The sequence below is a fragment of the Mesorhizobium sp. URHB0026 genome (assembly GCF_054059755.1).
The window spans coordinates 1857839-1869347 of record NZ_JBSSCN010000001.1 but is presented as its reverse complement, the minus strand read 5'-3'; the positions used below and the strand labels follow the sequence as shown (position 1 = coordinate 1869347).

Here is an 11509-nt window from a genome sequence, read left to right as displayed (position 1 = left end):
ATAGGTGGCGCGAAGCGCCTCCCTCTGCCCTGCCCGGCCCGGCAGGGTAGAGGGAGGTGGCCTGGCGCTCACGCTGGCTGGAATGAGTTCACAGCGCCTGCGTCGTGTAATCCCCTTCGGCCTCGTAAAGCCCGTCCTCGATCTTGGTCTTGTGCACGACCTTCAGCTTGCCGCCCTCGACCTTGGAGATGTTCTGGATGCCAAAGCACTGGTGGATCTTGCCGTTGAAGGTTTTTGGCCCCTGCGGATGCTCCGGGCCTTCGGCGAATTCCTTCAGCGCCTCGGTCGCCTCGACCAGTTTGGCGCGGTCTTCCGGCCCCTTGTAGCCGGCGTCTTCCATCGCCTTCTTGACGACGTAGAGCGTTTCCCAGCAGCCGAACATGTGCGCGGCGGTGGAGACGTCCTTGGCGTCGCCGACGGCGGCGCCATTGTCGTCGATGCCGACAGCGGCCCGATAGGCCTTCTGCGCCTCGGTGTCGTCGGACTGGGCGTAGCGCGGCGAACCTTCCCAGAAATGGCTGCCGTCGAGGAATTCGAGGCCGGGGCTGTTGATGTCGACAGCTTCCAGCGAATCGATGAAGCCGAAGAGTTGCGGCCGGTTGGAACCGTAGAACTCGCCGAGTTCCTTGACGAAGGTGAGCACCGCCGGGCCGACCATGACGTGGTAGATCACCTCGGTCTCGGACGGGATCTGCGGAAAGTACTTGGTGAAGGACGATTCCGTCGGCGGAATGGCGATCTGCGCGATCACCTCGGCGCCTTGCGCCTTCAGCGCCGGCGGCAGGTAGTCGCGATGGTCATAGCCGAAGGCGAAATCGGGGAATATCTGCGTCACCTTCTTGCCGGCATTGGCCGCGATCCATGGCGCCATCGACTGGATTTGGCTCTTCACGTCGGTGATGCCGGGCTGGAAGACATAACGGTTGAGCTTGGTCGAGGCGACGTGGTGACCTTCGCTGACGACGAAGTAGGGCATCTTGTTTTCGCCGGCGGCAGGCGCCGATCCAATGACGACATGCGAGAACAGCGTACCGAAGACGATGTCGGTCTTGTGCTGGGTGGCGAACTTCCCGACCACTTCGGCGCCGCGGCCGGGATCGGTGCCGTCATCCTCGATGATCACCTCGACCTGGCGGCCATTGATGCCGCCGGCGGCATTGATCGCCTTGATCGCGGCGGCGGTCGTCTTCTCGTACCAGCGGCCGTAGGCGGCGCCAATGCCGGTACGGTGCGACTGGAAGCCGATCTTGATCGGCGCCGAACTCTGTGCCTGGGAGTAGCGGACGAAGCCGGGCGCCATGGCGAGGCCAGCGCCGGCGGCGAGACCCTTCAGCGTGGTACGGCGGGTGAGTGTGGTTTTGGAGAGATCGAAAAATCCGTTCTTGTCAGTCACGTTCGTTCCCCTGTTTTTGTGTTTTGACCAACGATAAGGCGGCTCGAACATCCTCGGCAAGAGGATGCAAAATTGCATGTGTACAAACTAAATCACCAAAGCCTTGGTCTGGCAAGCGAGCTTTCCGTGGGGGCATGGCTCACAGGAAATGGCTTGTCTCATCCGACTGTCGGCGTGGCAAGCAGCCAGAGACCGAAAATGGTGTAGGCGATCATTAACACGGTGAGCGGAAACTGACTGAGCGCGGCGCGGGCAGGCTGGGGATGCAGGCGCCAGGCAAAGCCGTGCGCGACGAGGACAGCGAGCACATGGCCAAGGATGATGGCGCCCGCCTGGACATTCCACAGCCACCATGCCGACGCCGCGCCGGCGACGATGCCGGCCTCGACCCGCATGTCGGCGGTGCCGAACAGGTTCCAGCCAAGCGCGAAGGGATCGGACAGGGAGGCCAGCGCATATTGGCCGTCGACGAGCAGCGCCGTCAGATAATGCGCGACATGGTAGGCGAGCGCGATCGGCACGATCGACCACACCAGCATGCCCGCTGCCTGGGCGAAAGGCTGGTCGCCGCGGGCAAGACGCTGGCCGAGCACGACGGCAAGCAGGAACACCGCCGCGAGCAACGCTAATGTCACAACGAGCCCGAGCGTCCCACTGCCGATCACGGCCGTGCGGCCCGGAAATTCGAGCGGGTTGATGCCGAACAGGCCGAGCCAGAAGAAAGTCTTCGACAGGCCGTCGAAGGAGACCGAGGACAAAGCAAGCAGCAGGAAGGCGATGCCGCTGGCGGGCAGCGGCTCGGCCTGAAGCAGTTTGGCGCCCGGCCAGCACAGCGCAAGACGGCCTTTGTCCCCGCGCTCGATCGGCGCGAAACGCGCCGCCATCGAAAAGACCAGGCCGAGGAATTCGCCGCTGCGGCTCCATTTGTCGTAACCGAACACCAGCGCGGCCAGCAGGGTGAACAGCCAGTAGAGGCCGGCGGCAAAGGCCAGCCGCGCCGGATCGTCAGGAGCGGGATAGACGAGTTCGAACCAGGCGAAAGCTAGAAACAGGATAACGGCCGGCCAGCAGCCAAACCATTGCGGAAGTTGCCTGAACCCGTCATCGCTTCCGCCGATCAGCCGCGACAGCAGCCGCCATGGGCCGTACCAAGGGTTGAGCCACGACCAGAGATCGCCGAACACGCCTTGCAGCAGTGTCAGGCCGGCCCATAGCAGCGTCCAGATCACCAGTGGCAGCGGGTTGGAGAGCGGGTCGCGGCTGCCGAGGACGCCAGCGGCCAGGAGAATTGCAAAGCCGGCAAATGAGATCAGGCTGATGGCGGCGCGGACGCTGTCACCGAAGGCGAGTAGCGGTAGGCGTCGGCGCCAGAAACGGTCGAGGGTGTCGGGCGGCAGCAATGCCAAGACAAGGAAACTGGCGGCGACGGCAAAGGCGCCGCCGATAATGTAGTAGCCGGTGGGGAGGAGCAGGACGTGGCCACGGTCGGAGGCGTGGGCGAAGGCGGGAGTGGGGGAGACGAGCCACAAGGCCGAGAACGACAAGGCAAACGGCAGACGGAGGCGTTCTACGGCGGAACTCGAACTGTCCAAGAGTCCGCCCATCCCTCAAACCTTGACGAGTTGCTCCACGCGATCCTTTTGCCCAAAAATCCTCAAATACCGCTCGATCTCCTTGAGATCGCCCGTCGCCTTGGCCGGATTGTCGGACAGCTTCACCGCCGGCCTTCCATTGGCTTCGGTGACCTTGCAGACCAGCGATATGGCGTCGAGGCTGTTGGTCTGCGTCGGCGCGCAACCTTCGAAGTCGTTGGTCAGATTTGTGCCCCAGCCGAAAGACATGCGCACCTTGCCCTTGAAATGACGGTAGGTCTCCTCGATGGTCTCGACCTCGAGGCCGTCGGAAAAGATCAGCAGCTTCTGCCTGGGGTCCTTGCCCTTCTCGCGCCACCAATCGATGATTTTTTCGCCGCCCTCGATCGGCGGCGCGCTGTCGGGGCGGAAGCCGGTCCAGTCGGCGACCCAGTCCGGCGCGTCGCGCAGGAACGAGGCGGTGCCGAAGGCATCGGGCAGCACGATCAAGAGATTGCCGCCATAGTAGCGCTGCCAGTCCTGCAACACCTTGTAGGGCGACTGCTTCAGCTCTTTTTCCGAATTGGCGAGGGCCGCGAACACCATCGGCAGTTCATGCGCGTTGGTGCCGAGCGCTTCGAGATCGTTGTCCATGGCCAGCAGCACGTTGGAGGTGCCGGTGAAGGCTTCGCCGATGCCTTCCTTGAGCGCCTCGACGCACCAGCGCTGCCACAGGAAGGAATGGCGCCGGCGGGTACCGAAATCCGAGATGCGGATGCCGGGCAGCGCCTTCAGCCGTTCGGTCTTGGCCCACATCTTGGCCTTGGCGCGGGCATAGAGCACGTCGAGCGTAAAAGGCCCGAACGATCGCAAAGCGGCACGCGAACGCAATTCATTGATGATGGCGAGCGCCGGGATCTCCCAAAGCGTGGTGTACATCCAGGGGCCGGAGAAAGAGAGCTCGTATTGGCCGTCACGCTTGGAAAGCTCATAGCCGGGCAGCCGGAAGCCTTCCAGCCAGGCGAGGAACTCCGGCTCGAAAATCTGCTTGCGGCCGTAGAAATTGTTGCCGCCGAGCCAGATCATCTCCTTCTTTGAGAAGCGCAAGGTGCGGGCATGGTCGAGCTGTTCGCGCAGCTCGCCCTCATCGATCTCGTCGGCGAGCCGCACCGAGGTGGTGCGGTTGATCAGTGAGAAGGTGGTGTCGACCTTGGGGTACATGCCCCAGATCATCTGCAGCATCAAGAGCTTGTAGAAGTCGGTGTCGAGCAAACTGCGCACGATCGGGTCGAGCTTCCAGGTGTGGTTATAGACGCGCCGCGCAATATCGGTCCTGGCCATATCTCGTCACCGCCTTCGCTGCCTGCCACCCACAATCGCGACAGGCCTCATAGCATCGAATTGGCAAAAACGCTGCCCGCTTTCAGGCTGGCCCGACAAAAAGAACGCCCTGCGTGCGGCTACGAGGGTTTGCCGCCCATCACCTTGAGCGCGGGACGTTTGCGGCGGGTGACGAGGCGGCCCGCGACCGGAGCGTCGGCGCGGCCGTCATCCCCGGCCTTCTCGGCGAACAGCCAGTCGATGAACACCTGCACGATCGGCGTCGCCCGCATTTCGTTGCGGCAAACGACATAGAAATCGTCGACCGCCGGCACCGACAGGCTGAACGGCGCGACCAGCATTCCCCTGGCCAGCAGGGCGCTTGCCGTCACCGAGTCGCCCAGCGCCACGCCGTGGCCATGGACGGCGGCTTCCGTCGTCATGCGTGCATCGCCGAGATGATGGCGCCGGCCGCGCTCCAGCTCCAGCGCGTCAGCGGCGGCCAGCCAGGTGTGCCACTCGCGGCCGTCGTCGCCATGCAGCAAGACATGGTCGGCGAGGTCGCGAACATTGCGGATCGGCCGGTTGTTGATCAGCGTCGGGCTGACCACCGGGAACAGCTCCAGGCCCGACCATTTGCGCATCCAGCAATCGGTCCAGCTGCCATCGCCATAATGCACGCAGACATCGATATGCGGGGCCCGGATATCCCTGGGATCGTTGGAGGGAATGAGCGTCAGCTGGATGTCGGGATATTGCGCGGTGAAGCTGCCCAGCCTCGGCGTCATCCACAAGAGCAGCAAGGCCGGCACGCAGGACACCGACAGCGCGCCGCTGCTTACCGGCCGCGTCAGCCGTTGGGTGGCGGCGGCGATGCCGTCGAAGGCGACCGATACCGCCGGCAAAAGTTCGGCGCCATGCGGGGTCAGCTTGACCCGCTGGCCGACGCGCTCGAACAGCTTGACGCCAAGCGATTGCTCTAGCGCCTTGATCTGGTGGCTGACGGCGCCGTGCGTGACATTCAGTTCGCTCGCCGCCTTGGTCAGCGACGCATGGCGGGCCGTAGCCTCGAAGGCGCGCAGCGGGTTGAGAGGTGGCAGGCGCTTGGCCATGAATGCTCGGCTTTATTGTGAGCTTTTCTCACAGGAGCCACCCTAACAATATCAATTGCTTTTTCAAAGCGGCTGCCGGACACTTTACCCCAAGACAACATCAAGACGTGAAATCTGCAGACAGCCGGCGGGACAACGGCCCGGCCGGATGACGGTCGGTTCGCCCGAGGTCACCGCCGGCACGACTGCATCAGCCGAGGAGGAGCGGATATGGGATATGATCGCGGCAAGCTCGATGCGCTGCGTCGCAAATATGGCGAAAGCCATGGCGGCGAGATGTTCGACCCGAAATTCCGCAAGGTCGCCGACAAAATCTTTTCCAAGAGCGGCACGCGGCTGGCGCCCTATTCCGGCATCCCGACCTTCCTTGCCGCGCCCTACCGCGAAATATCGGCTGACAATCCGGACTTCGGCGATCTGCAGGTGGCGATAACGGGCGTGCCGATGGATCTCGGCGTCACCAACCGGCCGGGCTCGCGCTTCGGGCCGCGCGCCTTGCGGGCGATCGAGCGCATCGGCCCCTACAATCACGTGCTGGAATGCGCGCCGACGCATGAACTCAGGGTCGCCGACATCGGCGACGTTCCGTTCCAGAGCCGCTACCGGCTGGAGACCAGCCATGAGGATATCGAGCGGCGCATCAACCAGATCGTCGACGCCGGGGTCATCCCGTTGTCGGTCGGCGGCGACCATTCGATCAGCCACCCGATCCTGAAGGCGGTCGGCAAGAAGGCGCCGGTCGGGCTGATCCACATCGATGCCCATTGCGATACCAGCGGCCTGTTCGACCTGACCAAATTCCACCATGGCGGCCCGTTTCGCAACGCGGTGCTGGACGGCGTGCTCGATCCGACGCGTACAATCCAGATCGGCATCCGCGGCTCGGCCGAATATCTGTGGGAGTTCACCTACGAGTCCGGCATGACCGTTGTCCATGCCGAGGAGGTGACCGGCCTCGGCATTCCCGCCATCATCGAGAAGGCGCGCAGAATAGTCGGTGACGGCCCGACCTATGTGTCCTTCGACATCGACAGCGTCGATCCGGCCTTCGCACCGGGCACCGGCACGCCGGAAGTCGGCGGACTGACGACGCGCGAAGTGCTCGAACTGCTGCGCGGCCTCAAAGGCCTCAACATTGTCGGCGGCGATGTCGTCGAGGTGGCGCCGCAATATGATGCCACCACCAACACCGCGCACGCCGGGGCGCAGGTGCTGTTCGAGATCCTGAGCCTGATGGTGTTCAGCCCGGCAGTATCAGGCAAGGGAGCCTGACAAAGAAAGGCGGCCGCCGCACTGGAGCCGGCGCCCGACCCAAACAATCAAAAGCTTCCAGAAGGGGAATGACAATGACAATCCACCTCAAATCATCCATCGCCGCCGTTCTGCTCCTGGGGTTAGCGGGCTTCGCCCCGCAAGCCGCCAATGCCGACGCGCTGGCCGACATCACCAAGGCCGGCACCATCAATGTCGGCGTCTTCGCCGATTTCCCGCCCTTCTCCTCAGCCAGTGCCGACATGAGCCTCAAGGGCTATGACATGGATGTGGCGCAGTACATCGCCGACACGCTCAAGGTGAAGCTCAACACCGTTGCCGTCACCGGCCAGAACCGCATCCCCTATTTGAACGACCATCGCGTCGACATCCTGATGAGCGTCGGCTACTCGAAAGAGCGCGAGCAGGTCATCGACTTCGCCGCTGCCTACGCGCCCTATTACATCGCGGTGATCGGTCCGGCGGCAATGCCAGTCAAAGGCAAGGAAGATCTTGCCGGCAAGTCGATCGCCGTCAATCGCGGCACGCTGGAAGACACCTCGCTAACCGAAGCAGCACCGGCCTCGGCGGACATCAAGCGTTTCGATAACTACAATTCGGTGATCCAGGCCTTCATCTCCGGCCAGACCCAGCTGATGGTCGTCGGCAACGATGTCGGCGCGCAGGTGCTGGCCAAGCAGGATGCGCTGAAGCCGGAGCAGAAGTTCCAGCTTCTGACCTCGCCGTCGCATATCGGCCTCAACAAGAACGAGGACGCCCTGAAGAAGGCGGTCAACGACGCCATTGCCAAGATGCTGGCCGATGGCAAGCTGGACGAAAGCTCGAAGGCCTGGCTGAAGACGCCGCTGAACCCCGACAACCTCAAGGATTGAGTCGACGTGGCCTTCGGCTGGCTTCCAGGTGCCGTGGGCGACATCGCGCACGGCGCGGCGACGACGATCCTTTTGATCGCCGTCACCACGCTTGTGGGCACGCTGCTCAGCATCCTCGGTGCCGCCGGGCGGCGAAGTGGCCCCGCGCTGCTGCGCCGGGCCATCGGCTGGTATGTCGAGGTGATGCGCAACACGCCGTTCCTGGTGCAGCTGTTCTTCATCTTCTTCGGCCTGCCGAGCCTCGGCATCAGGCTCGATCCGATCCTGGCCGCCATGTTGGCGATGACGCTCAACATGGCCGCCTACACGGTCGAGATCGTCGGCGCTGGCCTTGACGCGGTGCCGCACGGGCAGACGGAAGCAGCACTAGCGCTCGGGCTGAGGCCGCGCCAGCTGTTCATCAAGATCGTGCTGCCGCAGGCGCTCAAGATCATCTACCCCGCGCTGACCAGCCAGATCGTCATCATGATGCTGGAATCAGCCGTGGTGTCGCAGATCGCTGTACGCGAGCTGACCTATGAGGCCGACATGCTGCAAGCGCGCACCTTCCGTTCTTTCGAGACGTATTTCGTCGTGACGCTGGTCTATCTCTTGATGTCGATGGCCTTGCGGCGGCTGCTGGTTGCAGGCGGCCGCCGCGCGCTCGGAGCTGGGGTGTCATGATCGAGTTCACCCTCTGGGACATCGTGCGCAACCTTCTGCTTGCCGCGCGCTGGACCGTACTTTTGTCGCTGGCCGCCTTCGTCGGCGGCGCGCTGGTCGGAATGGCGGTGCTGTTCCTGAGGATCTCAGAGAATAAATGGAGCCGGCGCGTTGCCTCCGGTTACATCGCCTTGTTCCAGGGAACGCCGTTGCTGATGCAGCTGTTCCTGATGTTCTTCGGCCTGCCGATGCTCGGCCTGCGTATCGAGCCGTGGACGGCGGCGGTGCTCGGCCTCACCTTCTTCGCCAGCGCCTATCTGGCCGAAATCTGGCGCTCTGGCGTCGATGCGCTGCCATTGGGCCAATGGGATGCCGGCGCCAGCCTCGGCCTGCACTATCTGCAGGAGCTCAGGCTGATCATCCTGCCGCAGGCGTTCGCGATCACCCGCGCGCCAACGGTCGGTTTCCTGGTGCAGCTGATCAAGTCGACCGCGCTGACCTCGATCATCGGCTTCGAGGAATTGGTGCGAACCTCCAACGCCATCAACAACGCTACCTTCGAACCGTTCAAGGTCTATGGGCTGGTGGCGCTGATCTTTTTCGCTCTATGCTTTCCGCTGACGCAGTATGCGCGGCGGCTCGAACAACGAGCGGCGGCTCGCTGAGCCGAGAGCATGTTGCGTGGAGCAACCTCGACGGCGACCGCAAACTCCTGGTGTTTAGCGTTCGGATGCCCATTGAGACCACTTGATCATGCTGGATGCTTCAGCTTTCGGCCGGAGGAGGACTCTTGCCTCTTCGCCATTTCAAATCACGGACGAACGCGGATGATCGTCTTCCCGGTGCGTCGCTCGGTAGGGTTGAAGGCGGCTACGGCGTCGTTGAGGGTCGAAACGTTGCCAATGTTTGTCCGCAGTCGTCCGTCCCGCACCCGCTGGACGATCTCGCTCAGTTGGGCACGATCGGACTCGACAACGAAGTCGACCGCCAAGCCGTCGGCAGGCCGCGCCTCTGTCGGTCCGACGACGGACACCAGTGTTCCTCCGGCTCGGATCAGGCCGGCGGACCGCTTGCCGATTTCCCCGCCGATCACATCGAATACGAGAGCGACTTCGCCCACATCTTCGAGGGCGTCGTTCTCGAGGTCGACGAACTCATTCGCGCCAAAATCGAGCACCGTCTGACGGTCGGAGGCGCGTCCGGTGCCGATGACATAGGCGCCGGCCTCTCGTGCAAGTTGCGTCACCATCGACCCGACCGCGCCGGCCGCACCGTGCGCGAGGACGCTCTGCCCCGCCTGAAGGCGGCCATGGTGGAAGAGTCCCTGCCACGCGGTGAGACCCGAGATCGGCAGGCTCGCGCCCACCGTGAAGTCGACGTCGCCCGGCAGCGGCGCTAGGTTGCGTGCTTCCATGGCTACATACTCCGCGAGCGTTCCATCGCGATGCCAGTCGGCGAGGCCGAACACTCTCTGAGCTACCGACAGTCCCGTTGTGCCGTAGCCGAGTGCGACGACAACTCCGGCAAGCTCGTGCCCAAGGATCGACGGTGTTCGGTCAAGGCCGCGGCGGTCGGTCCAGGTGGAGGGCCATGCCAGCTCGGTCGGGACGAATCCCGAAGCATGAACCTGAACGACGACATCGTTTATCGCTGGCCGCGGCTCAGGCCGCTCCACCAGCTTCATCCCGGCCGTTCCCGCAGCCTGGTCCGTCACCACAATTGCCTTCATGATAGTTCTCCTCGGTCGTTTGTCTCTTGGTGGTAACGTTTCCGCTCAGGGCCTATCTCTTAGCGGGCGTCCGTGGGCCGATCTGAAGGCGCCGGTTAGTGAGCGGCAATTTTAGGACATGACGGCAGGCTGGCAACCGGCCACCTGGATCAATGTCCGAACGCGCCTGACGGAACGATGCGGTCGCGCCGCAGCCAGCGGGCCAGAAGCAGCGCCGCCACCACGGCCAGCCCCGAAGACAGGCCGATCCAGATGCCGACGCCGCGGAAGCCGAAATGGAAGGCGAGCAGCACGCCGAGCGGCAGGCCAACGCCCCAGTAGCCGATCGCGGCATAGATCATCGGGACCTTGGTGTCGTGCAGGCCGCGCAGCATGCCGGCAGCCACCGCCTGCGCGCCGTCGAAGACCTGGAACAGGGCGGCGAAAACCAGGAACGAAACGGCAAGCGCGATCACCCTGGCATTGGCAGGATTGCCAAGGTCGATGAAGGCGCTGATCAGGAGATGCGGCCAAAGCACCATCACCAGCCCCATCAGCGCCATGAAGGAAACGCCGATGACAAAGGCGGTCCAGCCGGCACGCGACACACCTTCTGGATTGCCGGCGCCATGGGCAAGCCCGACCCGCACCGTCACCGCCTGGTTGAGGCCGAGCGGCACCATGAAGGAAATCGAGGCGATCTGGATGGCGATGGCGTGCGCGGCCAGCGAATCCGCGTCGATCAGGCCCATCAGCAGGGCGGCGGCATTGAAGATCGTCACCTCGAAAGCAAGGATGCCGGCGATCGGCAGGCCGAGCCGCAGCAGGCCCTTGAAGCGCGGCCAGTCGGATCGCCAGAAGCGGCCGAACAGGTGATAGCGCCGGAATTTTTTCTCCGACATCACCACGACAGCCATGCCGACGAACATCAGCGTGCTGGACAGCGAGGTGGCAAGGCCCGAGCCGGCGATGCCCATGGCCGGAACACCGAGATTGCCAAACATGAACACCCAGTTGGCGAACACATTGAAAGCCACGGCGACGAAGACGATGACCAACGCCCAGCCCGGCCGCTCCAGCGCCGAGATGAACGAACGCAGCACGATGTAGCCGTAGAAGGGCAGCACCGCCCACTCCAGCCAGCGCAGGTAAATGCCGGCCTGACGCGCCAGCGCCGGCTCCTGGCCCATGGCCAGCAGGATGGCCTCGCCGTGCCACAGCACGAGCCAGATCGGGACCGAGATCAGGATCGCAAGCCACAGGCCCTGGCGCACGGTGCGACGCAGGTCACGCACGGAATAGCGGCGGCGGCCAAGCTCGGTGGCGATCATCGGCGAGGTCGCCAGCATCAGGCCGAGGCCGAAGATCAGCGGCATGAAATACAGGTTGGCGCCCAGCGCGCCGCTGGCCAGCGTGTCCGCGCCGAGGCGGCCCATCATCATGACGTCGGTGGCGGTCATCGCCGTCTGGCCGAGATTGGTCAGCACCATCGGCCAGGCCAGCGCCAGCGTCGCCCTGATTTCCTGACGCCAAAGATTTTCCGGCGCGCGAGCGCCGGCTTCGATCGCGGACATTGTCCTGCTCTTTCAAGGTTGCGGCGCGTCGGCAAAGAGCCGGAA

10 protein-coding genes are annotated in these 11509 nt (G+C 63.7%); 4 read left to right on the top strand and 6 right to left on the bottom strand.

Annotation, left to right across the window (positions count from 1 at the left end):
- Positions 1-88: 88 nt before the first annotated feature.
- The 4 genes from ACVWWD_RS09485 to gcvA form a co-directional block, all read right to left on the bottom strand.
- A complete protein-coding gene (locus tag ACVWWD_RS09485) occupies positions 89-1393 on the bottom strand; it encodes an ABC transporter substrate-binding protein (RefSeq protein ID WP_352549900.1) in 1305 nt (434 codons plus the stop codon).
- 158 nt (positions 1394-1551) lie between these two features.
- Entirely contained in the window at positions 1552-2997 is a 1446-nt protein-coding gene (locus tag ACVWWD_RS09480; protein ID WP_352549901.1) for a hypothetical protein, read from the bottom strand.
- Positions 2998-3000: 3 nt separating this feature from the next.
- Complete coding sequence (gene pncB, locus ACVWWD_RS09475; protein ID WP_023772236.1) at positions 3001-4305, bottom strand: nicotinate phosphoribosyltransferase; 1305 nt, start codon at positions 4303-4305, stop codon at positions 3001-3003.
- Between the two features lie 119 nt (positions 4306-4424).
- Positions 4425-5396 (bottom strand): transcriptional regulator GcvA, encoded by a 972-nt coding sequence (gene gcvA / locus ACVWWD_RS09470; protein WP_023781839.1) that lies wholly within the window; start codon positions 5394-5396, stop codon positions 4425-4427.
- Positions 5397-5606: 210 nt separating this feature from the next.
- On the opposite strand from gcvA, the gene speB reads away from it, so the two are divergent.
- The 4 genes from speB to ACVWWD_RS09450 all read left to right on the top strand — a co-directional run bounded on the left by speB (position 5607) and on the right by ACVWWD_RS09450 (position 8847).
- A complete protein-coding gene (speB, locus tag ACVWWD_RS09465; protein ID WP_352549902.1) occupies positions 5607-6668 on the top strand; it encodes an agmatinase in 1062 nt (353 codons plus the stop codon).
- A 68-nt stretch (positions 6669-6736) separates the two neighbouring features.
- Positions 6737-7540, top strand: a complete 804-nt coding sequence (locus ACVWWD_RS09460; RefSeq protein ID WP_031240273.1) for a transporter substrate-binding domain-containing protein — start codon at positions 6737-6739, stop codon at positions 7538-7540.
- Positions 7541-7546: 6 nt separating this feature from the next.
- The gene (locus ACVWWD_RS09455) at positions 7547-8203 is read left to right on the top strand and encodes an amino acid ABC transporter permease (protein WP_352549903.1); all 657 of its coding nucleotides are present in this window, start codon (positions 7547-7549) and stop codon (positions 8201-8203) included.
- Positions 8200-8847 carry an amino acid ABC transporter permease gene (locus ACVWWD_RS09450; protein ID WP_023781842.1) on the top strand — a complete coding sequence of 216 codons (648 nt, stop codon included), beginning with the start codon at positions 8200-8202 and terminating at the stop codon, positions 8845-8847. Before ACVWWD_RS09455 ends, ACVWWD_RS09450 begins: the two co-directional genes overlap by 4 nt.
- A 146-nt stretch (positions 8848-8993) precedes the next feature.
- Here the strand turns inward: ACVWWD_RS09450 and ACVWWD_RS09445 are convergent, their stop codons facing one another.
- Both ACVWWD_RS09445 and ACVWWD_RS09440 read right to left on the bottom strand, forming a co-directional pair.
- Entirely contained in the window at positions 8994-9911 is a 918-nt protein-coding gene (locus ACVWWD_RS09445; RefSeq protein ID WP_023781843.1) for an NADP-dependent oxidoreductase, read from the bottom strand.
- Positions 9912-10060: 149 nt separating this feature from the next.
- Positions 10061-11464, bottom strand: coding sequence for an MATE family efflux transporter (locus tag ACVWWD_RS09440; protein ID WP_352564459.1), 1404 nt, complete (start codon positions 11462-11464; stop codon positions 10061-10063).
- Positions 11465-11509 lie beyond the last annotated feature (45 nt).